Origin of the sequence: Providencia sp. PROV210 (genome assembly GCF_028479445.1) — a bacterium.
GTDB lineage: Bacteria > Pseudomonadota > Gammaproteobacteria > Enterobacterales > Enterobacteriaceae > Providencia > Providencia rustigianii.
The window spans coordinates 11829-35148 of sequence record NZ_JAMPNQ010000016.1 but is presented as its reverse complement, the minus strand read 5'-3'; the positions used below and the strand labels follow the sequence as shown (position 1 = coordinate 35148).

The window sequence follows — 23320 nt, the reverse complement described above, 5'->3', positions numbered from 1 at the left end:
TAAACAGTATTAACTTATTTTCTTAATTATATAAATATTATAATTGCTATAATTTTAGTATTTACACTTAGTTGACTATAAGAAATTTTAAATTTAACTTCTTTGCTGTTTTTTAAATAACAACAAGGATGTTAATTATGCTCTATATAGATACAATGACTGTTTATGCTAATCCAGCCCCTTTTAATTTTACTGATATAACGAATGATGATTTTTTTAATGGTGATTATGCTTTTAATAATAATAGTATAAATGATCAATATGACCATTTGAAGACTATCACAAGGCTTATAGAAAATGATAATTATAGGCCGGAGATATCTAGAGATAGAGATGTAAATCGAGAAAATATAGTATCAGAAGATACAGTAAATACACCATTGCCATCACCACAAGAACTATCTCTTCAGAAAAAATTAATATTAAATCATCAGGAGATTTCAAATAAAATAAGCGAGCTAAAAGAAGAAAAAAGTAATTTAGAGAAAAGCTATGAATGGAAATTTATGACTGACCCGGAGAGATACCCATGTAATTATCAATGGGTTTTTAAAGCGTCAGATCTTAATATCACTACAAATGTTAGATTTAGTTCAATACAAGATAGAGATCGCTTACTTTCAGATAATTTTGATGATAGACCTATAGATATACCAAAATTAAATTTTTTTGATCCTAAACCTTTTTATAATGCCATTGAGAGAAATGCAGAATTATCAGCAAGAAATTATCTGCTAGCAACTCAGGAAAGACATACTAGACTAACAAAAGAAATTCAGTCTAATGAAAGTGAATTAAGAAACATTAAAATTAGCTTTACTGAAAGCAGTCTATTAACAATTCCAACACCGGTAATCCCTGTACACAATGGAAGCTCCGTATCTGATGAAAAAATAAGAATAGATGCCAATTTTGCTCAAGCAATTGAAAATAAGCTTAATGCGGCTGGCGATAAACTAGCAGAAACATTTGAATGTACCTTTGGATTTGCTTGTGCATCGGATTTGGATAAGGGAGCTAAAAATCCCAATCTTGGAAAAGATCTTTCAAATTCAGATAAAGTTGAATTAGGTGGCACTGGTTCAGGCACACCGGATGGCTGGGGGCCTGAGGATGAAGCTCATTCAAGAGTTCAAAATTATGCCCACGAAAAAATAAATTTAAATCGTAATGTAATGCCTATAGAAGAAGGAATTGGTATATTAAGAGATGCAGCTAGAGGTAATAAAGGAAATTTTAACTTAGGACAGGCAACATCTGAAAATGCCAACATTCTTGGAGAAGCATGGGTAGGTAATGGATTCAGAGTTTCTAGGGATGGTACTTCTTGGGTTAGCTCAGATGGACTTAGAATTTATCGCCCACCTTCATTTAAGCCTAATAGTCAGTATTCAACTACGGGTATTCAAGCAAATTTTGAGCAAAAATTAACACCAACGGGTAGGCCTATTAGTAATGGACACTTGGATATCATAAAATGAACATAAAACTGAAATCACTTAGATCTCTTGAATTAGAAGATAGCCTAGTTTGTTATTGGCCAGACAATCCTAAAAACTTTGGTAGTTGGGTTCGTACGATGATTGGGCCCGAAAATCATGAAGGTGCTGAATCATTTGATTGGTTTATATGCACTCCAAATTGGCTTCAACAAGAGTTAATCAAGAATAATGTATTATTTGGAAAAGGGATGATTATCGTTGCAGAATATGACTATGATCAAATATTAACTCAGCTAGAACAAAAAATTAGGTTATGTGATGATTCTGATTGGTCAAAAGCATCACTAAAATTAAGTCGCTTTAGCTTTTGGGAATATGAGGATTATCAAGGATAGAATACTTCAGATATTAGAATGTGAGAGATATATTCTAACTTTATTATAGAGTTCTATATTCTTAATAGATGATTTTTCATGAATATAAACCTCAATGTACTTGAAGAGATAATCAATACAATCTTCGATGAAATGAAAAAGCATGGAATAGAGAGCATTAAGCTGGATTCTGATTTTTATTGGAATGTACCATCTGAATCTCTTTATAACATTTATAATGATCCACAGCAGCTAGATATAGGGCAGCTAGAAGATGACTATAAGATGCTATGCGAGGCTAAAGAAAAAGATATTTTAGTCCGCTACAATTTAAAAAATATCTCAGCGATTCTTCGCTACTTAGCTGAAAATGAACCTAACTAATTAACATTAGTTATGACTCAGAGCCTAGATCTTCGTAGGCTCTTTTTTATTACTTCCCTTCAATAATCTGGTTGAACTAAAAAGACCAATTAACCCCATAAAATCCTTTAAGAAAATTTAAACCAATCGCAATGATTTGCCTTATCAATTAGTAAGATAAATAAAAATGAGTTATTAAATATAATTTGTGATAAGAGATGGAAAAAAACACTAATTAGGGTGCTTTAAGTCGTAAAATGGATTATAAAAAGTAGGGTTTTATGAGTTTTTTATGATGGATTATGATATTTCAAGCTTAAAAATCACCCGAAATTGATGTTAACGGGTAAAGTTAGTAGATGAATGTTGCTTTATTGTGAATGAATTAACATTACGTTTAAATTCTGCTATGCTGATCGCCCGAAGCTGGACATAATTTTATCGCCATTGAGATTATGTGAGCAAATTCCTCTGACCTGGCACCGGATGATAATTTTGTCAGAATGGTGCAGACAGCCGGGTATATAAATAACAAAGAAGCGAGGAGAACGTCGTGCTAGAAGAATACCGTAAGCACGTAGCCGAGCGTGCCGCTCAAGGGATTGTCCCTAAGCCATTAGATGCGTCACAGGTAGCTGCACTGGTAGAGTTACTGAAAAACCCACCCAAAGGTGAAGAAGATTTCTTGTTAGACCTGCTCACCAACCGAGTTCCCCCAGGTGTTGATGAAGCCGCGTACGTTAAAGCTGGATTTTTAGCCGCAATTGCAAAAGGCGAAACATCCTCCCCTCTTATCTCCCCTGAAAAAGCAATCGAACTGCTAGGCACCATGCAGGGTGGATACAATATTCACGCACTGATCGATGCACTGGATGACGCTAAATTAGCGCCTATCGCAGCAAAAGCACTTTCCCACACTTTATTGATGTTCGATAACTTCTATGATGTAGAAGAAAAAGCTAAAGCTGGAAATACCTATGCGAAGCAGGTTATCGAATCATGGGCTAATGCAGAGTGGTTTAAAGAACGTCCAGCATTAGCTGAAAAAATGACAGTAACCGTCTTTAAAGTGACGGGTGAAACCAACACCGATGACTTGTCACCAGCTCCAGATGCGTGGTCTCGTCCAGATATTCCTCTGCATGCTTTAGCGATGCTGAAAAACGCGCGTGAGGGTATCGTCCCTGATGAGGCTGGCAATGTAGGTCCGATTAAGCAAATTGAAGAGCTGGCTAAAAAAGGTTTCCCACTAGCCTATGTTGGTGATGTTGTCGGTACTGGCTCTTCACGTAAATCAGCAACTAACTCCGTACTGTGGTTTATGGGCGACGATATTCCATTCGTGCCAAATAAACGCGGTGGCGGTGTGGTGCTTGGTGGAAAAATTGCACCAATCTTCTTTAACACTATGGAAGATGCGGGAGCATTACCAATTGAAGTTGATGTTTCTAAGTTGAATATGGGTGATGTCATTGATATCTATCCGTATAAAGGCGAAGTTCGTAACCACGAAACTAACGAATTACTAGAATCATTTGAGTTAAAAACTGACGTATTAATTGATGAAGTCCGTGCTGGTGGTCGTATCCCTCTGATTATCGGTCGTGGGTTAACAACCAAAGCGCGTGAATCATTAGGTTTGGGCGCAACAGATATTTTCCGTCAAGCTAAACCGGTTGCACAAAGCAATCGTGGCTACTCATTAGCACAAAAAATGGTAGGTCGTGCTTGTGGTCGTCAGGGAATTCGTCCTGGTGAATATTGCGAGCCAAAAATGACTTCAGTCGGTTCTCAAGATACAACCGGTCCAATGACGCGTGATGAATTGAAGGACTTAGCATGCTTAGGGTTCTCTGCGGATCTTGTCATGCAGTCATTCTGTCACACTGCCGCGTATCCAAAACCTGTTGATGTGACCACGCACCATACTTTACCTGATTTCATTATGAATCGTGGTGGGGTTTCTCTGCGTCCCGGTGACGGTATTATTCACTCATGGTTAAACCGTATGTTGTTGCCAGATACGGTCGGTACTGGTGGAGACTCTCATACTCGTTTCCCTATTGGTATATCTTTCCCTGCGGGTTCTGGCCTAGTAGCCTTTGCTGCCGCAACAGGGGTGATGCCACTGGATATGCCTGAATCTGTATTGGTTCGCTTTAAAGGTCAAATGCAACCGGGTATCACATTACGTGACCTCGTTCATGCGATCCCTCTGTATGCCATCAAAGATGGTTTGCTGACGGTTGAGAAAAAAGGTAAGAAAAACATTTTCTCTGGTCGTATTCTGGAAATTGAAGGTTTACCTGAGCTGAAAGTTGAACAAGCTTTTGAACTTGCGGATGCTTCAGCGGAGCGCTCTGCGGCTGGTTGTACGATCAAGCTGGATAAAGACCCAATCATTGAATATCTACAATCTAACATCGTTCTGTTGAAATGGATGATCGCGGAAGGTTACGGTGACCGTCGTACGCTGGAACGTCGTATTAAAGGCATGGAAAATTGGTTAGCGAATCCGGAACTACTGGAAGGTGACGCTGATGCAGAATATGCCGCTGTGATTGAAATCGACCTGAGTGAGATCAAAGAGCCAATTCTGTGTGCACCTAATGACCCTGATGATGCTCGCTTACTGTCTGATGTTCAAAATGAAAAAATCGATGAAGTCTTTATCGGTTCTTGCATGACTAACATTGGTCACTTCCGTGCTGCAGGTAAATTATTAGATACGCATAAAGGTCAATTACCGACGCGGTTATGGGTTGCGCCACCAACGAAGATGGATGCAGCACAGTTAACTGAAGAAGGTTATTACAGTGTATTTGGTAAGAGTGGAGCACGCATTGAAGTTCCAGGTTGCTCTTTGTGTATGGGGAACCAAGCACGAGTAGCCGACGGTGCGACAGTAGTTTCTACTTCAACCCGTAACTTCCCTAACCGTTTAGGAACAGGCGCTAACGTATATCTGGCCTCAGCGGAGTTGGCAGCGGTTGCATCTCTGTTAGGTCGTTTACCAACACCTGCAGAATACCAACAGTTTATGAATAAAGTCGATGAAACGGCAGAAGATACCTACCGTTATCTGAATTTTGACCGACTGGATCAATACACTGAGAAAGCCGATGGTGTGATTTTTCAGACCACAGTTTAATTAGTCAGTAAAACTACTCAAAGGCTCCCCTTGTGGAGCCTTTTGCTTTTTTAAGGCAATAAAACCACTCTCCTATATTCCTTATCTCGCGTTATACTGAAATAAAGACGCAAAGTGTGAGGTATTGCATATGGACTATCAATTTTTGAAAGACATTACAGGAAGTATTACAGCCAAATTTTCAATGGATCATGAAGCTATTGGCTATTGGTTAAATGAGGAAATTAAAAATGACCTCAGTTTATTGGATACCATCGCAGAAAATTATGAATTGATAAAAGGCACGGAAAATCAGTGGGAATTTATTGGGCACGAGTACACTTTGATTTTAGACGACGAAGAAGTGATGATCCGTGCTAACCAACTGGTTTTTGAAACCGAGGGACTTGAAGAGGGTATGAGCTACTATGACAATGAAAGCATTGCATTTTGTGGCGTTGATGACTTCTTCGGAATGTTAGATGACTATCGAGAATTTGTTGTTGAAAATCGGTGAAATTACATTTCAGTATCAATTTATTTTATATTTTTACATTTTATAGCTATTATTTTGAATGTATTGCTCAATGAGTTAATAAGAGTTCTTTGGATGAAGAATCTAATTGAAAGAGCCTGATTAGGCTAAATTTTAAATTAAAAAGGATAAGTATATGAATACTGATGATGTTACAGGTGCCTTGAATGATGCCACAAGTTGGTTTGTTGCTAATCAAGATCTGTTAATCCAGTATATCGTCAATATCGTTTCTGCAGTCGTGATTCTGATTGTAGGTATGATGATAGCGAAGTGGGTTAGTCGCGGATTAAATCGTGTAATGACCTTAAGAGGAATTGACGCAACAGTTAGCGAATTCTTGTCTGCTATTGCACGTTACACGATTATTGCTTTCACCTTGATTGCTGTTCTGGGCAAAATTGGCGTACAAACAGCGTCTGTCATTGCCGTCATGGGTGCTGCCGGTTTAGCCGTTGGTTTAGCATTACAAAACTCATTAGGTAACTTTGCAGCTGGCGTTCTACTCGTAGTCTTTAGACCGCTAAAAGCGGGTGAGTTTGTTAAAATTGGTGCGATTGACGGTACAGTACAAAGTGTACAAATTTTCTCAACAACACTAAAAACGGCGGATGACCGTATTGTCGTTATCCCAAACGGTAAAATTATTGGTGACAGTATCATCAACGTCACTCGTGAACCGAATCGCCGTCAAGATATCATTGTTGGTGTAGCTTATGATTCTGATATTGATACAGTTAAAAAAATATTAGGTGACATTGTTGCAGCAGACAAACGAATTATGCACGATTTAGGTGTGACCATTCGTTTAAATGAAATGGCGCCATCTTCATTAAACTACCTTGTTCGTTTTTGGACTGTTAACGGTGATACTTGGCCTGTTTATTGGGATTTAATGGAAAACTTTAAACGTGCGTTAGACAAGCATAATATTGGTATTCCATTCCCTCAAATGGATGTACATTTACATCAAGCCAATACGACCGTAAAAAGTATTTCAGCTGAATAAACTATCATGGTTTAAATAGAAAATGGCGCTAATTTAAATAGCGCCATTTTTTTATCTGTATTTATCCCCGTTCAGACAGTCATTCTTATCAGTATTGCTTATGGTCTATTAGATTTAATCATTTTCGCTAATAATTTTTTATCGATATTATTCCTTAAAATTAAATGAATAATTATTTTGGAAAATTGCATGTTTACGATTTATATTCAGGGGGCTCTGTTAGGGGCTGCAATGATATTGCCATTAGGTCCACAAAATGCATTTGTGTTGCAGCAAGGTAGCCGTAAGCAATTTCATCTAATGAGTGCATTATTATGCGCATTAAGTGACACGATTTTAATCATCGCAGGTGTCTTTGGGGGAAGTGCATTATTAAGTCAGTCTGAATTATTAATGACATTGATTACTTGGGCTGGAGTTGTATTTTTAGTTTGGTACGGTTACGGCGCATTTCGTACCGCAATAACTCCCGATGATTCCGTGTTACAGCTAGAGGGTAGAGTGATCACTCGATGGAAAGTGATTGCGACGTTATTTGCTGTAACCTGGCTAAATCCCCATGTCTACTTAGATACGTTTGTTGTATTGGGTAGTGTTGGTGGTCAGCTTGAAAGCCAATTACGTCCATGGTTTACAGCTGGAGCGTTGACGGCATCATTTATTTGGTTTTTCCTATTGGCAATGTTAGCAGCTTGGTTTTCTCCTATACTGAATAAGCCTCGTTCCCAGCGGATTATTAATCTCTTCGTTGGATGCGTAATGTGGTTTATTGCATTCCAATTAGCAAAACATGGGTTGGGATATTAATTAGCACTATTCTGAGTCGAAGTTTAAGTTGAGTGTGATAATGTAAAAACTATTCAAAGGAAGTTTATGATGAACTTTCTTTATATTGTAGAGAAAAATACCATTGGGAGGTTCTGTGAAATTAAAATCTATCGTTGTTGCTGCCCTATTAGCGGGTCTTGCGGTTCCTACCTTGTCTCTGGCGAATGCGGTACCTGAAGGACCACATATCTCGACATCCGGCAATGCAGCAATTAAAGTGGCTCCAGATATGGCGACATTAAATATTAATGTTGAAGTCACAAATAAAGATGCGGCGGCAGCTAAGGCTGAAGCAGACAAACGAGTCGCACAATACTATGAATTTTTAAAGAAAAATGGTATTGAAAAGCAGGATATTAATGCAGCAAATGTGCGTATTCAACCTCGTTATGATTACGGTAAAATGTCAAAACCAACATTGACTGGTTATACTGCAGTGCGTTCTGTTGAGGTCAAGGTTACTAAGCTGGAGCAACTTAATACATTATTGGATGGGGCATTATCTGCGGGATTAAATGAGATTAATTCTGTGCAGTTTGGGGTTAATAATCCACAAAAATATCGTGATGAAGTTCGAAGCCAAGCGATGAATAATGCTAAGCAGCAAGCTGAAGCGTTAGCTAAAGGCTTTAATACTCAATTAGGCCCAATTTATAGTATCAATTATAATGCGCCATCAGCGGTACCTTATCCTATGGCTTTAAGAAGTTCTGCAGGAAGTATGAAAGCGGCTGCTCAAGATCTCAATGTTGATGAGACCTATGAGCAACAAAGCATTGATTTTAACGATCAAGTTGACGTGGTATTTGAAATTAAGCGTTAATCTTCCGCGAGAATTTCATTATCTTGCTTTAACATCTGGCGCCCAGTTTTGAGTAGGGCGTCAGTGACTTTTTTCATTGTCCGACTTTCTGGTGCAAAACGATGCCAGTACAGCATACGTCGCTGGCATAGCCCTGGCGTTAAATCTACTAATTCACCATGTTCTAATTCATTTGCAATTTGCAGGTGCGGGATCATACAGCACGTTGAGCCTTGCTTTGCTAATTGAACAAAAGCTTCCGATGAGTTAACGATATGGCAAGGGACACTTCCCGGTGATAGCCCAAAATTTTGTTGGAGAAACGCTTGGTGCATATCATCTAAATGGTCAAATGCAACTGCTGGAGCTTTGAGTAATGATGAGCGAGTAACGCCATCAGGAAAATATTTAGCAGCGAAGTCAGGGGAGGCGACGAAAATATAATCTAACGCCCCCAGCTTATCAACAAGGCAGCCGGGTAAAGCTTGGGGTTGAATACTGATAGCGCCAACCACTTCTCCGCGTCTTAAGCGTTCTTGGGTTCGAGTTTCATCTTCCACTTGGATATTCAAGCGAATAGGGGTGCTCCCTAATACAGGATTCAATGCAGGTAAAAACCATGTCGCTAAACTATCGGCGTTGACCGCTAAGGAAAGAAGCAGTGGTGTCGAGCCACCATTTTCATCACCAAGCCATTGTTCTTCGAGTAATTCAACTTGATGAAGCAAGGCGAGCAGTTTTTGCCCCTGTTCGGTTGGGTGTGGAGGAACAGTGCGCACAAGTAATGGTTGCCCAAAAAGATTCTCTAATTGCTTGATTCTTTGAGAAACTGCAGATTGGGTAATACATAATTTTTGTGCTGCTCGTTCAAACCCGCGTTCACGAATGACGGCATCCAGTGCTTGCAAGGCGCGATAATCAGGGCGCTTCATCAAAAACTCTCCTTCTTGTTATTCTGTCGGTCACTATGCCATATTTTTGCGGATAACACTGCAAATATTCCTATAGGTTACTTTTTCATAAGAAGTAGAGCACAAACCCCGATAACAATACTGCAACTTGCCAGATGTCCGGTATATACTATTCACCATCCCCATTTAATGACGACTCAATATATCAGCATAAGGCATTAGCATGACTCAGGATGAATTAAAGAAAGCAGTTGGTTGGGCAGCACTCGAATATGTTAAACCTGGCACCATTGTCGGTGTCGGCACGGGCTCAACAGCCTCCCACTTTATTGATGCACTAGCCACAATGAAAGGGCAAATAGAAGGAGCTGTTTCTAGCTCTGAAGCTTCAACTCAAAAACTCAAATCTTTGGGTATTCCTGTTTTTGATTGCAATAACGTTGATTCTTTAGATGTTTATGTTGATGGTGCAGATGAAGTTGATAACAACATGAATATGATCAAAGGCGGTGGTGCAGCATTAACACGCGAAAAAATTGTTTCTGCAATTGCCAAAACGTTTATCTGTATTGTTGATCAATCTAAGCTAGTGGATGTTTTAGGTAAATTTCCTTTACCCGTTGAAGTCATTCCTATGGCGCGTAGTTATGTTGCTCGTGAATTGGTTAAACTGGGTGGTCAACCTGTTTACCGTGAGAATGTAATTACTGATAATGGTAATGTGATTTTAGATGTTCATAATTTAAAAATTCTAGACCCTGTTGCGTTAGAAAACAAAATTAATGGCATTGCTGGAGTGGTGACGGTTGGTCTGTTTGCAAATCGCGGAGCGGATGTTGTCTTAATGGGCACGGCCGAAGGCGTAAAAACCATTAAGTTATAATTTTCATCTCACTTAAGGATAAGCCAGTCAGCGATAGAGCGGCTGGCTTATTTTTTATATAGATGTGGATGTTACTAGCGATATTTATAAATATTCACGATTTTTAAATTATTTTATTTTTTTTATTTGTTATTATTTTGGTGATATATCTCACACAAATGTCCATTGCATGGGCAAAATCCTTATTTTGTGTTACCGCGTCAGATTTTCCACCACATAACTTCTTTTTCTTTACACTTTTTAGCATGACTAAAGCAATCGATTGTATTGCTACTGTGCTGGATTTTGCTATGTTGGTATTCTCACTTTATTTCAAGCTGCATGTGAGGAGTCCCGTAAGGTGCCTCTACTTAATCATTTACGTGCATCTTGAATTATTTTGAGTTAATACTGAAATTAATCTGTCATAAATTTAAGTGCGATAGGGTAAGGTAAATGGTCAAGGTATCTTTGCAGAAAGACAAAATAAAATTTTTACTGCTTGAAGGTGTTCACCAAAGTGCTGTGGATAACCTAAAAGCGGCGGGTTACACCAATATCGAATATCACAAAAGCGCGTTATCAGACGAAGAATTAAAAGAAGCAATTAAAGACGCTCGTTTTGTTGGTATCCGTTCTCGTACTCATTTGACGGAAGAGATTTTTGCTTGCGCTGAAAAACTGGTTGCAGTGGGTTGCTTCTGTATCGGAACCAACCAAGTTGACCTAGAGGCTGCGGCAAAACGCGGTATTCCTGTTTTTAATGCGCCATTCTCCAATACCCGTTCCGTGGCGGAAATGGTGCTCGGTCAATTATTACTGTTGTTACGCAGAATTCCTGAAGCGAATATGCAGGCTCACCGTGGTATCTGGGAAAAACAAGCCAAAGGTTGTTTTGAAGCTCGTGGTAAACGTTTAGGAATAGTTGGTTACGGGCATATCGGTACTCAGTTAGGTATTTTAGCTGAAGGTATCGGGATGGATGTTTACTTCTATGATATTGAAAACAAATTACCACTAGGTAATGCGACTCAGGTTCGTTCTTTACCTGAATTGCTGAAAATGAGTGATGTGGTTAGTTTGCATGTACCTGAAACGTTCAGTACCAAGAACATGATCGCTAAAGAGCAATTTGATCAAATCAAGCAAGGGGCAATATTCATTAATGCTTCTCGTGGTACGGTTGTAGATATTTCTGCATTGAGTGCAGCATTAGAAAGTAAGAAACTTTCTGGTGCGGCTGTAGATGTATTCCCAACGGAGCCTGCGGCTAATAATGATCCAAATGACCCATTTATTTCTGAACTGATTAAATTCGATAACGTCATTCTGACGCCGCATATTGGTGGCTCAACTGAAGAAGCGCAAGAGAATATTGGTTTAGAAGTTGCAAGCAAACTAGCGAAGTATTCAGATAACGGCTCAACATTATCTGCGGTTAACTTCCCAGAGGTTTCTCTGCCAGTACATACGGATGATAATAACCGTTTACTGCATATTCATGAAAACCGTCCAGGAATGATGAATAGCATCAACCAAGTGTTTACTGATAACAATATTAACGTCGTTGGACAATATCTGCGTACGTCAGGTAATGTCGGTTATGTTGTGATTGATGTTATGACTCAATCTCCAGGGCAAGCGGATGAAGTCTTGCTGAAATTAAAATCTCTACCAGGCACAATTCGTGCGCGTTTACTGTTTTAATCTAATTTAATTAATTCAGTCTATATGGTGCTGGTCATGTTAAGGTTTAGCCTTAAATCGACCAGTGCCATATTTTTTTTGGGGTAATAATTTCCGGTAATGGAATATCCCAATGAGCGGTTGGTAGATTATCAACTTGCTGGCAATCGTGAGCGAGTCCTATAGGGAAAAATCCCGTTTTCTGCCAGTTGGCTAGCGTCCTATCATAAAACCCGCCCCCCATTCCTAAACGCTGACCTTGGGTATCAAAAGCCACTAGCGGCACCATCATAATATCTAATTTTTCAATGGGGAGAACATCCAGCACATTTAGCGGTGGCTCTTCAATATTGAACTTATTTTTAACTAACACTGTTTCTGGGGTGTAGCGTAAAAACAATAAATGGTGAGGACTGAAAGGGTGAATGACAGGAAGATAAACTTGTTTTCCATTTTGCCATAGCGTGTGAATTAATGGGCGAGTATCAATTTCCCCATCAAATGAAAGGAACAGAGCGATAGTGTTGGCTTGAGAAATTTTAGGATGGTTCAAGATATGTTGGATAATTTTCTGTGCTGCATCACTTTGTATTTCGGCGCTAAGTTTACGCCTAGCTTCACGAATTGATTTACGAATTTGTTGGCGCTGAGATTGGAGAGTATCAGTCATAATCAGTCCCTTTGATGAAAGGCAAAAAGTCTGAAAATCAGTATATCGTAACTGACGATAATGAATAGGTTGGCAGGTGTTTTATTCGATAACACAGAGAAATACAAAGAATAAAAAAGGGAGGTCTCCAAGATGCCGTTGTAGGCTGTAACCCTTGAACCCTTGGTTCAAGGTGAACGCGATTTCGCAACCTTTAGGCTTCCTGACGAATCAGGCATGCTCACCAGCGCAATAACCACATTCTGTTTGGTATGAAATATCGGCTCAGGGGACTGACCCACTGACGAGCATCTCAGAGAAATTTGTTTTGAGTACTTGCGTTACCCAGTGATTTCATTCTACAAAATTAGATTAGAAATGCAACCTAATTTTTTGTTTTCTTTTTTCACTAGTGATTGATTAATAAGCGTATTTACTCTAGGGGCAATACTCGCCTCTCAGTGATCTTCACCTGATCATGCAACGCTTGCTCAATTGTCTGTTGCAAGACTTTTATCTTCTCTTCCATATTATAAGCATAATCGCGAGTTTTTGTCTTTTCTTGTGCTAATTCGTGACAGACATTCAATGCCACAATAAAAATCAGCTGCTCAGTATTCGTTACACCGCTTCTATCTTTCAGATTTTGTAAACGATTTTCTAACTCTTTAGCTGACTCTAGCAGTGCTTCTTTTTGCTCAATTGGGCAATTTACTCGCATAGAGCGCCCAAAAATCTGAATATCAACGGGTTGTGCTGACATGATTCCTCCATACTAAATCAATTTCGCCAATAAAATACGGGCAATTTGGCGTAAATGTTGTTAATTTGCGCATAGCTTATACTGAGATAGGCAGTGGCGTTATATTATTAGTGTAGAATAAAAATAAACTAATAATAACTCAGACAAAAAAAGCAGGCTGGTCTAGCGGCTATCCTTGGTGGTAGCATATCACGAATCACAAGCTAACATGACGAATTCAGATGTCTATACAAAAATCTTTACCAAATTATGACTCGTTGGACAAACTACTCCAACAGCACTCAATCGCACTCACTGCCGCAGAAATCCACGGTCTAATTACGGGATTAATTTGTGGTGGAAGCCGTGAAAATGGCTGGCAAACGCTAGTTCATGACCTGGCTAATGATGGTTTAGCGTTTCCTCAAACTGTAGCTCAGCCACTACGAGAGCTGTTTGATTCTACATTTGAAGCACTTGATGACAGTGAATTTGCTTTTAATATGCTATTCCCTCATGAAGACGCTTCCGTGTTTGATCATGCAGACGCTCTTGCAGGTTGGGTTAATCACTTTCTGTTAGGTATTGGAGTGTCTCACTCAAAACTCATGGAGCAAAAAGAAATTGCGGAGGTTATCACTGATTTACGCAATATTGGCATGCTGGGTTATGATGAAGAAGAAGACCAAGAAGAGCTAGAGCAAGCATTAGAAGAGGTTGTTGAATACGTTAGAGTTGCAGTTCAGCTCTGTTACATTGCTCTGGTCGAGCCAAATAAAGTGCCAACAGTAGTTGAGAACAAGAAACCTATTCTCCACTAATCCATAAATATCGCATCATTGTTTTTGACCGTAGCGTTCTCTTATTTAATAGAGAGCAATATGGTCAAGGCTTTGATTCATCCAATTTGACGCGATTGCTATTTGATTATTTTGTTTAACATCAAGTTGGCAACCAATCTAATCACTCAGATAATAAGGCAATAACGGTATGAATAAGCAGGAATTTATTTCTCGTCGTAATGCATTATTGGCAAAAATGGCGCCCGCAAGTGCAGCCATAATTTTTTCAGCACCAGAAGCTCAGCGCAATGCAGATTGTGAATATCCCTATCGTCAGCACAGTGACTTCCTGTATTTGACTGGATTTAGTGAGCCAGAAGCAGTTTTGGTGTTGATTAAGAGTGATGAAAAACATAGCCATACTGTTCTTTTTAACCGTGTCCGTGATTTAACCGCAGAAATTTGGTTTGGTCGACGTTTAGGGCAAGAAGCAGCTCCTGAAAAACTGGGTATTGATAAAGCGCTGCCTTTTGATGAGGTTGGCGATCAGCTATACCAGCTATTGAATGGTTTAGACGTGGTCTACCATGCACAAGGAGAGTTTGCTTATGCTGATAAATTGGTTTTTTCCGCATTAGAGACTTTGCGACGAGGTAGTCGCCGTAATCTAAAAGCACCACAAACTTTGATTGATTGGCGTCCAATAGTGCACGAAATGCGCCTATTTAAGTCAGATGAAGAAGTAAAATTGATGCGCAAAGCCGGTGAAATATCTGCTTTGGCTCATATCCGTGCGATGAAAACTTGCCATCCAGGTATGTACGAATATCAGCTTTGTGGTGAAATTGAGTATGAATTTACTCGTCATGGTGCGCGCTTCCCATCTTATAACACCATTGTGGGAAGTGGGGAAAACGCCTGTATTTTACACTATACCGAAAATGAGAGTGAGATGAGAGATGGAGAGTTGGTGCTAATTGATGCCGGAGCTGAACTAGAAGGTTATGCCGGCGATATCACGCGGACTTTCCCTGTCAACGGTAAGTTTAGCCAAGAGCAGCGCGAAATTTATGACATTGTTCTGGCCGCCTTAAATAAGGCGTTGGAACTATACCGTCCGGGAACTAGCATCCATGAGGTAACACGTCAAATCATCCGTATTAAAACCGAAGGTTTAGTAGAACTTGGTATTTTACAGGGCGACGTCGATCAGTTGATCGAAAACAAAGCTTATCAGCCATTTTTTATGCATGGTTTAAGCCATTGGCTAGGTTTAGATGTCCATGATGTCGGTTTTTATGGTGTTGAAAGAGACCGTATCCTTGAGCCGGGCATGGTATTAACGGTTGAACCTGGATTATATATTGCACCTGATGCTGATGTACCTCCTCAATATCGAGGGATTGGGGTACGGATCGAAGATGATATTTTGATCACTGAAAATGGCAATGAAAATCTGACAGACTTAGTGGTTAAAGATCCTGATGAAATTGAAGCCCTAATGGCTCAAGCGAAAAATGCTTAAATGAAGCAGTAAGAGTAACAATAGAAGGTAATAAACAACCTATGAATGTGATTATTGTTGGTGGTGGAATGGCGGGAGCGACGTTAGCTCTGGCGATTTCGTCGCTAAGCCAAGGCAAGGTATCGGTATCATTGATTGAAGCCTCATTACCGGAAGGAATGCATCCAGGGTTTGATGCGAGGGCGATTGCTCTCGCTCATGGGACATGCCAATATCTATCGTCAATAGGTATTTGGCCTGCTTTCGCTGACTGCGTTACGCCAATTAATCACGTTCATGTTTCGGATAGAGGCCATGCGGGGTTTGTTAATATTCAAGCGAAAGACTATCACATTGCTGAATTAGGTAATGTGATTGAACTGCATGAGGCTGGAACTCGATTATTTTCTTTATTACGTAAAGCGCCAGGCGTGACCGTACATTGCCCTGCTAAAGTTGAACAGGTTGAACGCTCACTCGAGAGTGTCACTGTCACCTTAGATAATGGAAATAAACTTACTGGTGAGCTGCTGGTTGCTGCGGATGGGAGTCGTTCTGCGATTGGGCAAGCTTGTAAGATGCAATGGCAACAAGAGGATTATGGTCAAGTCGCTATTATTGCAAACGTTAAAACTGCGATCGATCCTCAAGGGCGCGCATTTGAGCGCTTCACTGAATTTGGTCCCTTAGCATTACTACCAATGTCTGAAGGTCGTAGCTCGTTGGTATGGTGCCATCATCAAGAACATGCGGATGTCATTAATGCTTGGGACGATAAAACCTTTATTCATAAGCTACAACAAGCGTTTGGTTGGCGATTAGGTGAAATAACCCAAGCCGGCAAACGAAACTGTTATCCTCTTATTCTCAGAAAAGCCCTGAATCCCGTGAGTCATCGAGTGGTGTTAGTCGGTAATGCGGCACAAACACTGCACCCTATCGCTGGACAAGGTTTTAACCTTGGGATCCGCGATGTGGTAGAACTTGCAGAGCTGGTGGTTAAGGCGCATGAAAATCAACAGGATATTGGTTGTTATTCACTATTAAGTCAGTACCAACAAATTCGTGCTCAAGATCGCGACAAAACAGTCACGATGACGGATGGTTTGGTTCGTCTATTCGCCAATCGCTGCTTACCGTTGACGGTAGGGCGTAATCTTGGCTTGATGGCGATGGAAATGTTACCGCCAGTACGTGATCTTTTAGCCCGTCAGACACTTGGCTGGGTTGCACACAAATAACCACGAAACAAAGAGGAATAAAAATATGCAATCGTTTGATGTGGTTATCGCTGGTGGCGGCATGGTTGGACTTGCTCTAGCTTGCGGTTTAGAAGGCAGTGGCTTGCGTATTGCTATCATAGAAAACCATCCACCTAAACATAGATTTTCAGACTCAGACCCTTATTCATTGCGGGTATCGGCAATCAATGCTGCCAGTGAGAAATTATTAACCCATTTAGGGGTTTGGCCCACTATTCAAGGGATGAGAGCTGCACCTTATTCTGGGATGGAAGTGTGGGATAACCATAGTTTTGGACGTATTTCATTTTCAGCTCAGCAGCAGAATGTATCGCATTTAGGGCACATCGTTGAAAACAATATTGTACGTGATGCCTTATGGCATAAAGCATCCCAGCTTCGGGATGTCACATTATTAGCGCCATCAACTATTAAAAAAGTCGTCTGGGGAGAGAATGATGTATTTATCACTCTAGAGGATGACAATATGCTCACTGCGCGTTTAATTGTTGGTGCGGATGGAGCAAATTCTTGGTTGCGTAGCCATGCGGATATTCCATTAACTTTTTGGGATTATGAACATACTGCATTAGTCGCAACAATAAGAACTGAACGTCCACATGAAGGTGTGGCTCGTCAGGCATTTAATGGGGAAGGCATACTCGCGTTTTTACCACTAGCTGACCCTCATTTATGCTCAATTGTTTGGTCTCAACCTAATTTAGCCGCAGCGCGTCGCCAAGATTTAGAGAAGCTCGATTTTGAAAAAGAATTGACCGTAGCTTTTGATGCTAATTTGGGAATGTGTCAATTAGAGAGTGAGCGCCTAACAATCCCATTAACCGGGCGCTATGCCCGCCAATTTGCAGCCCAGCGCTTGGCATTACTTGGTGATGCGGCTCATACCATCCATCCTCTTGCTGGACAAGGGGTAAACCTAGGCTTTATGGATGTGGCAATGTTGATTGGTGAAATTAAGCGATTGCATCGTGAAGGGAAGGATTTTGGCCAATATTTCTATTTACGTGATTATGAACGTAGCCGAAAACATAGCGCAGCATTGATGTTGGCAGGTATGCAAGGTTTCCGTGAGTTATTCGAGGGCAATAACCCCGCTAAGAAGTTATTGCGAGATATTGGGTTGGTTCTGGCGGATAGCCTACCGGGTATAAAACCGCAGTTATTGAACCATGCCATGGGGTTATCTGATATGCCGAAATGGTTGCAAAAATTACCGGCTGATAACCTACTATAGATTTTTCTCATCAACGATTAAAACCTGAAAGCACATATTAACTTTCAGGTTTTTTTTATTTCAATTGTCATCATTATTTGATGATATCTCATCTTCATATCTATTTTTCACTGATTATTCCACTTGAAAAAAACTAATTATACGCATTTTTCGGATTACTTTTTCTAATTCGGAGCTCTGTATATTCCTGAAGATTTTTTTAATATGAAAAATTTATTGATGACAATGTAACCAGTTATTGGCTGAATATATGTGGATTGAGTGATCGTTCTCAATTATTTAACAAAAATAGCTGGATAATTGGTGGCGCAATCAGTAATACAGAAGGGAAGTCACCCTATTTTTTTTTATAGCATTCTATTTTGAGTGTCACTGGTTTTGAATCAAATCGACTGGTTTGCGTCTTGTGGAATAGTTATCAGATATTTGATGTTGCCGCTTAATTCACAACGCAATCACCCTATCAAACAAATAATGTAAAGAGGGTATTCATGGTAAAGCAAACGACGCTATATGATGAGCATATAGCCTGTGGCGCAAAGATGGTGGATTTCCATGGCTGGATGATGCCATTGCACTATGGTTCGCAAATCAACGAACATAATATTGTCCGAACCGATGCAGGGATGTTTGATGTCTCTCATATGACAATTGTTGATTTACATGGCGAAGGCTGCCGTGATTTCCTCCGCTATCTCCTCGCAAATGATATTGCAAAGTTAACCATTAAAGGCAGAGCACTTTATACAGGAATGCTGAATGCGTCCGGTGGCGTAATTGATGACTTGATTGTTTACTATCTCGATGATGATTTCTACCGTTTAGTGGTCAATTCAGCGACTCGTGAAAAAGACTTAGAATGGATTGAAGAGCACGCAAAAGGTTATGCTGTTGAAATCACCGTTCGTGATGATTTGGCATTATTAGCCGTTCAAGGTCCACATGCCCAACAAAAAGTCCATTCTCTACTGACCGATGCACAGTGTGCTGCGATTCAAGATATGAAGCCATTTTATGGTGTACAAACGGGTGACCTGTTTGTGGCAACTACGGGGTATACCGGTGAGAAAGGCTATGAAATAGCGATGCCAAAGGAACAGGTGGTAGAATTTTGGCGTAAGCTGTTAAACGCAGGCGTTCATCCAGCCGGATTAGGTGCTCGTGATACGCTGCGTCTTGAGGCAGGAATGAATCTTTATGGGCAGGATATGGATGAGAGTATTTCGCCATTAGCTGCCAACATGGGCTGGACGATTGCTTGGGAACCTCAAGATAGACAGTTTATTGGTCGTGAAGCGCTGGAAAAACTGCGGGAGCAAGGAACCGAAAAATTAGTCGGTATTGTGATGCGTGAAAAAGGTATTTTGCGTGCAGAACAAGTCATTCGTTTTACTGACGAATTAGGCAAGTTACAGCAAGGTGTTATTACCAGCGGAACATTTTCGCCGACCTTAGGTTTTAGTATCGCGTTAGCACGTGTGCCAAACGATATTCAAAGTAGTGCAATTGTTGAGATTCGCCATCGGGAAATGCCGGTTGAAGTAGTTAAACCGGGCTTCGTTCGCGAAGGTAAACCTTTAGTTTAGTTTTACAATACAACGATATTCTTAAAAACAAATTCTCAGAATGACAAGAGAGGCAAAAGATGAGTAATGCTCCTAAAGAATTAAGATATACCCGTGAACATGAGTGGCTGCGTGATGAAGGTAATGGTGAATATACCGTGGGTATTACAGAACATGCCCAAGAAACATTAGGTGACATGGTATTTGTTGATCTGCCGACTGTGGGTGATGTGGTGAATGCTGGGGACGATTGCGCTGTTGTTGAATCGGTCAAAGCGGCTTCAGATATCTATGCGCCAATCAGTGGTGAAATTGTTGCTGTAAACAATGCATTAAGTGATTCTCCTGAGCTGGTGAATGAATCTCCATATCAAGAAGGTTGGATTTTCCGTATTAAGATGACGGATGATGCGCAACTGGCAGATTTGATAGATGCTCAAGGTTACCTTTCAATGATTGCTGCTGAAGAATAAAAATTTCTATTAATTTTACACAGTAGCAATACCGATTACGTCAGCTAGCCCTAGCCGCAGTGTGATTTTAGCCCCTAGGGATTAGCTGATTGTTGTCTAGCTACCCTGCAAATTATAGAGACAAGACTGAGGATTAGTTTCGATTAATCCACCAATCTCGCAGTTTATTAATAGGTTTTATCATCGCTAGAGTCTTATAACCTACGCTATGCATAGCAAACAGGATGGGAACACAGATATGTCGATGTCACTGAGTCAATTAGAGAACCGTTCAGAATTTATATCGCGTCACATTGGGTCTTCAGAACAACAAATAAAAACCATGTTAGGCACTGTTGGCGCGACCTCCCTCGATAACTTAATGGATAAAATTGTCCCTAAAGCCATCTTATTGCCCGAGCCACCACGAGTTGGTGGTGGAGCGACAGAACAAGAAGCGCTTGCTGAATTAAAGGGCATAGCCTCATTGAACAAGCGCTATAAAAGTTATATTGGAATGGGTTACGCTCCTGTGATACTTCCTCCGGTAATCCTCCGAAACTTATTAGAAAACCCGGGTTGGTACACTGCATATACACCATACCAACCAGAAGTTTCCCAAGGTCGTCTCGAGTCCCTCCTGAATTTCCAGCAACTTACAATTGATCTAACAGGCTTAGATTTAGCCTCTGCATCGTTGCTTGATGAAGCGACTGCCGCTGCCGAAGCAATGGCGATGGCAAAACGTATTAGTAAATTGAAAAATGCTGAGCGATTTTTCGTTGCGGATGATGTACACCCTCAAACCTTAGATGTGGTTCGTACCCGTGCTGGTACATTTGGTTTTGAAATTATTGTCGATAGCGCAGATAAAGTGCTGGAACATGAAGGGGTGTTCGGTGCATTGCTACAGCAGGTTGGCACAACAGGAAATATCCACGACTATAGTGCATTATTTTCGAAGCTAAAAGAGAAGCAGATTGTCAGCTGTGTTGCTGCGGATATGATGGCATTGGTACTGCTGACTGCGCCAGCAAAACAAGGAGCCGATATTGTTTTCGGTTCTGCACAACGTTTTGGTGTACCTATGGGCTACGGTGGGCCTCATGCCGCATTCTTTGCCTGCAAGGATGAGTTCAAACGGGCAATGCCGGGACGGATCATCGGGGTTTCCCGTGATGCTGCGGGGCATACAGCACTGCGTATGGCGATGCAAACCCGTGAACAACATATCCGTCGTGAAAAAGCGAACTCTAACATTTGTACCTCGCAAGTTTTACTTGCCAATATTGCTGCAATGTATGCGGTTTACCATGGTCCTGAAGGATTAAAAATTATTGCTGGGCGTATTCATCGTTTCAGTTCTATTTTTGCTAAAGCATTAATTGAAGCGGGTGTTTCTCTGCGCCACAAAACGTGGTTCGATACGCTAACAATCGAAGTCGCAGATAAAGCCGCAGTATTAACTCGTGCAGAGAAAGCCAATCTAAACCTGCGCACTGATATCCATGGTGCGGTTGGTGTGACTTTCAGTGAAGTAACCACCCGACAAGATTTGAACCAACTATTTTGGGTAATTACAGGCAATGAGCAAAAACTTGATTTCGAAAAATTAGACAAGCAAGTTTCTGAAGGTACCAGTTCTATTCCTGCGGCCATGTTACGCGACGATGTTATTTTATCTCATCCAAACTTCCATCGTTATCATAGCGAAACGGAAATGATGCGCTACATGCATAGCCTTGAGCGTAAAGATTTAGCGTTGAATCAAGCGATGATCCCACTGGGTTCTTGTACCATGAAGTTGAATGCCTCCGCGGAGATGATCCCGATTACATGGCCTGAATTTGGCGAGCTTCATCCATTCTGTCCACCAGAGCAAGCTCAGGGTTATCATCAAATGATTGAGCAGCTTTCTCATTGGTTGGTGCAATTGACAGGCTATGACGCGGTTTGTATGCAACCAAACTCTGGGGCACAAGGAGAGTATGCGGGACTTTTAGCGATTCGTCGTTACCATGAAAGCCGTAATGAAGGTGATCGTAATATTTGCTTGATCCCAGCCTCAGCTCACGGAACTAACCCAGCTTCTGCTCATATGGCTGGAATGGAAGTGGTGGTTGTACGCTGTGATGATGAAGGTAATATTGACCTTGTTGATTTACGAGAAAAAGCACAAGAACACAGCGTTGTACTATCTTGCGTGATGGTGACATATCCTTCCACTCACGGGGTTTATGAAGAGAGCATTCGTGAAGTTTGTGAGATCATTCATCAATATGGTGGGCAGGTTTATTTAGATGGTGCGAACATGAACGCGCAGGTGGGACTCACCACTCCGGGCTTTATTGGTGCGGATGTATCCCACCTTAACTTACACAAAACATTTTGTATTCCTCATGGTGGTGGTGGGCCAGGTATGGGACCTATCGGTGTGAAAAAACATTTAGCACCGTTTGTTCCGGGTCACTCTGTAGTCACTCAAGAAATGTTAACGGAGCAAGGTGCCGTTTCTGCTGCACCATTTGGTAGTGCATCGATTCTGCCAATTAGCTGGATGTACATCCGCATGATGGGCTCTCATGGATTAAGAAAAGCTAGCCAAGTTGCCATTTTAAACGCGAATTATATTGCGAAGCGCTTATCCAGCCGCTACGACATTCTGTATACCGGGCAAGAGGGTTATGTAGCACATGAATGCATCGTTGACTTACGCCCGATTAAGAAAGACACGGGAATTAGTGAATTAGATATTGCGAAGCGTTTAATTGACTATGGTTTCCATGCGCCAACTATGTCATTCCCAGTAGCCGGTACGTTGATGATTGAGCCAACAGAATCAGAAAGCATCGTTGAAATTGATCGTTTTATCGATGCGATGCTAGCGATCCGCGATGAAATTGATCTGGTCGTCCAAGGTCAATGGCCACTAGAAGATAACCCGTTGGTAAATGCACCTCATGTACAAACTGAGCTGGCGGAAGAGTGGAGCCATTCTTATAGCCGTGAGCTAGCTGTGTTCCCATCTCATGCAACTAAGGTTAATAAATACTGGCCAGCAGTGAAGCGTCTTGATGATGTCTATGGCGACCGCCACTTACATTGTTCTTGTGTACCGATTGAAGATTATATGTAATTAATATTCTTATCTTTTAATATGAAAACGCCAGACTGATATCTGGCGTTTT

At 40.9% G+C, this 23320-nt stretch carries 20 protein-coding genes and 1 other RNA gene; 17 read left to right on the top strand and 4 right to left on the bottom strand.

Translation table 11 applies throughout. The features are described 5' to 3' along the window. Window positions 1-137 precede the first annotated feature (137 nt). The 8 genes from PR761_RS13090 (at window position 138) to PR761_RS13055 (ending at window position 8504) form a co-directional block, all read left to right on the top strand. On the top strand, window positions 138-1481 hold the full coding sequence (locus tag PR761_RS13090; protein ID WP_230083546.1) for an adhesin: 1344 nt from the start codon (window positions 138-140) through the stop codon (window positions 1479-1481). Beyond that, window positions 1478-1837, top strand: a complete 360-nt coding sequence (locus tag PR761_RS13085; protein WP_006814978.1) for an immunity 8 family protein — start codon at window positions 1478-1480, stop codon at window positions 1835-1837. Before PR761_RS13090 ends, PR761_RS13085 begins: the two co-directional genes overlap by 4 nt. A 78-nt stretch (window positions 1838-1915) precedes the next feature. Continuing rightward, window positions 1916-2200 (top strand): hypothetical protein, encoded by a 285-nt coding sequence (locus PR761_RS13080; RefSeq protein WP_006814977.1) that lies wholly within the window; start codon window positions 1916-1918, stop codon window positions 2198-2200. Between the two features lie 532 nt (window positions 2201-2732). Further along, the gene (acnB, locus tag PR761_RS13075) at window positions 2733-5330 is read left to right on the top strand and encodes a bifunctional aconitate hydratase 2/2-methylisocitrate dehydratase (RefSeq protein WP_126437261.1); all 2598 of its coding nucleotides are present in this window, start codon (window positions 2733-2735) and stop codon (window positions 5328-5330) included. 130 nt (window positions 5331-5460) lie between these two features. Beyond that, window positions 5461-5826, top strand: coding sequence for a YacL family protein (locus tag PR761_RS13070; RefSeq protein ID WP_112837210.1), 366 nt, complete (start codon window positions 5461-5463; stop codon window positions 5824-5826). A 154-nt stretch (window positions 5827-5980) separates the two neighbouring features. Then, entirely contained in the window at window positions 5981-6853 is an 873-nt protein-coding gene (mscS, locus tag PR761_RS13065; RefSeq protein ID WP_006814974.1) for a small-conductance mechanosensitive channel MscS, read from the top strand. Window positions 6854-7042: 189 nt separating this feature from the next. After that, window positions 7043-7660, top strand: a complete 618-nt coding sequence (argO, locus tag PR761_RS13060) for an arginine exporter ArgO (protein WP_006814973.1) — start codon at window positions 7043-7045, stop codon at window positions 7658-7660. Between the two features lie 115 nt (window positions 7661-7775). Beyond that, on the top strand, window positions 7776-8504 hold the full coding sequence (locus PR761_RS13055; RefSeq protein WP_006814972.1) for an oxidative stress defense protein: 729 nt from the start codon (window positions 7776-7778) through the stop codon (window positions 8502-8504). On the opposite strand, the gene PR761_RS13050 is transcribed toward PR761_RS13055, so the two are convergent. Further along, window positions 8501-9415, bottom strand: a complete 915-nt coding sequence (locus PR761_RS13050; protein WP_006814971.1) for a LysR family transcriptional regulator ArgP — start codon at window positions 9413-9415, stop codon at window positions 8501-8503. The two genes, PR761_RS13055 and PR761_RS13050, sit on opposite strands and share 4 nt — an antisense overlap. A gap of 202 nt (window positions 9416-9617) precedes the next feature. Here PR761_RS13050 and rpiA point away from each other — a divergent pair, with 202 nt between their 5' ends. Continuing rightward, window positions 9618-10277, top strand: a complete 660-nt coding sequence (gene rpiA / locus PR761_RS13045; protein ID WP_154610656.1) for a ribose-5-phosphate isomerase RpiA — start codon at window positions 9618-9620, stop codon at window positions 10275-10277. 435 nt (window positions 10278-10712) lie between these two features. Further along, window positions 10713-11963: a phosphoglycerate dehydrogenase gene (serA, locus tag PR761_RS13040; protein WP_006814968.1), complete on the top strand. Its 1251-nt coding sequence runs from the start codon at window positions 10713-10715 to the stop codon at window positions 11961-11963. 52 nt (window positions 11964-12015) lie between these two features. On the opposite strand, the gene PR761_RS13035 is transcribed toward serA, so the two are convergent. From PR761_RS13035 to zapA, 3 genes are all read right to left on the bottom strand, one after another. Then, complete coding sequence (locus PR761_RS13035; RefSeq protein WP_006814967.1) at window positions 12016-12612, bottom strand: 5-formyltetrahydrofolate cyclo-ligase; 597 nt, start codon at window positions 12610-12612, stop codon at window positions 12016-12018. 120 nt (window positions 12613-12732) lie between these two features. After that, a non-coding RNA gene (gene ssrS, locus PR761_RS13030) (6S RNA) lies at window positions 12733-12914 on the bottom strand. 110 nt (window positions 12915-13024) lie between these two features. Beyond that, on the bottom strand, window positions 13025-13354 hold the full coding sequence (zapA, locus tag PR761_RS13025; RefSeq protein WP_006814966.1) for a cell division protein ZapA: 330 nt from the start codon (window positions 13352-13354) through the stop codon (window positions 13025-13027). Window positions 13355-13575: 221 nt separating this feature from the next. Between zapA and PR761_RS13020 the strand changes: the two genes are divergently transcribed. From PR761_RS13020 to gcvP, 7 genes are all read left to right on the top strand, one after another. Then, a complete protein-coding gene (locus PR761_RS13020; protein ID WP_006814965.1) occupies window positions 13576-14154 on the top strand; it encodes a YecA/YgfB family protein in 579 nt (192 codons plus the stop codon). 169 nt (window positions 14155-14323) lie between these two features. Then, complete coding sequence (pepP, locus tag PR761_RS13015; protein WP_154610655.1) at window positions 14324-15640, top strand: Xaa-Pro aminopeptidase; 1317 nt, start codon at window positions 14324-14326, stop codon at window positions 15638-15640. Between the two features lie 41 nt (window positions 15641-15681). Further along, window positions 15682-16860 carry a 2-octaprenyl-6-methoxyphenyl hydroxylase gene (ubiH, locus tag PR761_RS13010; protein WP_154610654.1) on the top strand — a complete coding sequence of 393 codons (1179 nt, stop codon included), beginning with the start codon at window positions 15682-15684 and terminating at the stop codon, window positions 16858-16860. Between the two features lie 25 nt (window positions 16861-16885). Then, a complete protein-coding gene (gene ubiI, locus PR761_RS13005) occupies window positions 16886-18115 on the top strand; it encodes an FAD-dependent 2-octaprenylphenol hydroxylase (protein ID WP_006814962.1) in 1230 nt (409 codons plus the stop codon). A 491-nt stretch (window positions 18116-18606) separates the two neighbouring features. Further along, on the top strand, window positions 18607-19701 hold the full coding sequence (gcvT, locus tag PR761_RS13000; RefSeq protein ID WP_006814961.1) for a glycine cleavage system aminomethyltransferase GcvT: 1095 nt from the start codon (window positions 18607-18609) through the stop codon (window positions 19699-19701). Window positions 19702-19760: 59 nt separating this feature from the next. Continuing rightward, the gene (gene gcvH, locus PR761_RS12995) at window positions 19761-20153 is read left to right on the top strand and encodes a glycine cleavage system protein GcvH (protein WP_006814960.1); all 393 of its coding nucleotides are present in this window, start codon (window positions 19761-19763) and stop codon (window positions 20151-20153) included. 238 nt (window positions 20154-20391) lie between these two features. Then, window positions 20392-23268, top strand: a complete 2877-nt coding sequence (gcvP, locus tag PR761_RS12990; protein WP_154610653.1) for an aminomethyl-transferring glycine dehydrogenase — start codon at window positions 20392-20394, stop codon at window positions 23266-23268. Window positions 23269-23320: the final 52 nt, after the last annotated feature.

Excerpts from the sequence above, each read along its gene's own strand:
- PR761_RS13090 (WP_230083546.1), top strand. The coding sequence starts at position 138 with ATGCTCTATATAGATACAATGACTGTTTATGCTAATCCAGCCCCTTTT.
- PR761_RS13085 (WP_006814978.1), top strand. The coding sequence starts at position 1,478 with ATGAACATAAAACTGAAATCACTTAGATCTCTTGAATTAGAAGATAGC.
- PR761_RS13080 (WP_006814977.1), top strand. The coding sequence starts at position 1,916 with ATGAATATAAACCTCAATGTACTTGAAGAGATAATCAATACAATCTTC.
- PR761_RS13070 (WP_112837210.1), top strand. The coding sequence starts at position 5,461 with ATGGACTATCAATTTTTGAAAGACATTACAGGAAGTATTACAGCCAAA.
- mscS (WP_006814974.1), top strand. The coding sequence starts at position 5,981 with ATGAATACTGATGATGTTACAGGTGCCTTGAATGATGCCACAAGTTGG.
- argO (WP_006814973.1), top strand. The coding sequence starts at position 7,043 with ATGTTTACGATTTATATTCAGGGGGCTCTGTTAGGGGCTGCAATGATA.
- PR761_RS13050 (WP_006814971.1), bottom strand. The coding sequence starts at position 9,415 with ATGAAGCGCCCTGATTATCGCGCCTTGCAAGCACTGGATGCCGTCATT.
- rpiA (WP_154610656.1), top strand. The coding sequence starts at position 9,618 with ATGACTCAGGATGAATTAAAGAAAGCAGTTGGTTGGGCAGCACTCGAA.
- serA (WP_006814968.1), top strand. The coding sequence starts at position 10,713 with ATGGTCAAGGTATCTTTGCAGAAAGACAAAATAAAATTTTTACTGCTT.
- PR761_RS13035 (WP_006814967.1), bottom strand. The coding sequence starts at position 12,612 with ATGACTGATACTCTCCAATCTCAGCGCCAACAAATTCGTAAATCAATT.
- zapA (WP_006814966.1), bottom strand. The coding sequence starts at position 13,354 with ATGTCAGCACAACCCGTTGATATTCAGATTTTTGGGCGCTCTATGCGA.
- PR761_RS13020 (WP_006814965.1), top strand. The coding sequence starts at position 13,576 with ATGTCTATACAAAAATCTTTACCAAATTATGACTCGTTGGACAAACTA.
- pepP (WP_154610655.1), top strand. The coding sequence starts at position 14,324 with ATGAATAAGCAGGAATTTATTTCTCGTCGTAATGCATTATTGGCAAAA.
- ubiH (WP_154610654.1), top strand. The coding sequence starts at position 15,682 with ATGAATGTGATTATTGTTGGTGGTGGAATGGCGGGAGCGACGTTAGCT.
- ubiI (WP_006814962.1), top strand. The coding sequence starts at position 16,886 with ATGCAATCGTTTGATGTGGTTATCGCTGGTGGCGGCATGGTTGGACTT.
- gcvT (WP_006814961.1), top strand. The coding sequence starts at position 18,607 with ATGGTAAAGCAAACGACGCTATATGATGAGCATATAGCCTGTGGCGCA.
- gcvH (WP_006814960.1), top strand. The coding sequence starts at position 19,761 with ATGAGTAATGCTCCTAAAGAATTAAGATATACCCGTGAACATGAGTGG.
- gcvP (WP_154610653.1), top strand. The coding sequence starts at position 20,392 with ATGTCGATGTCACTGAGTCAATTAGAGAACCGTTCAGAATTTATATCG.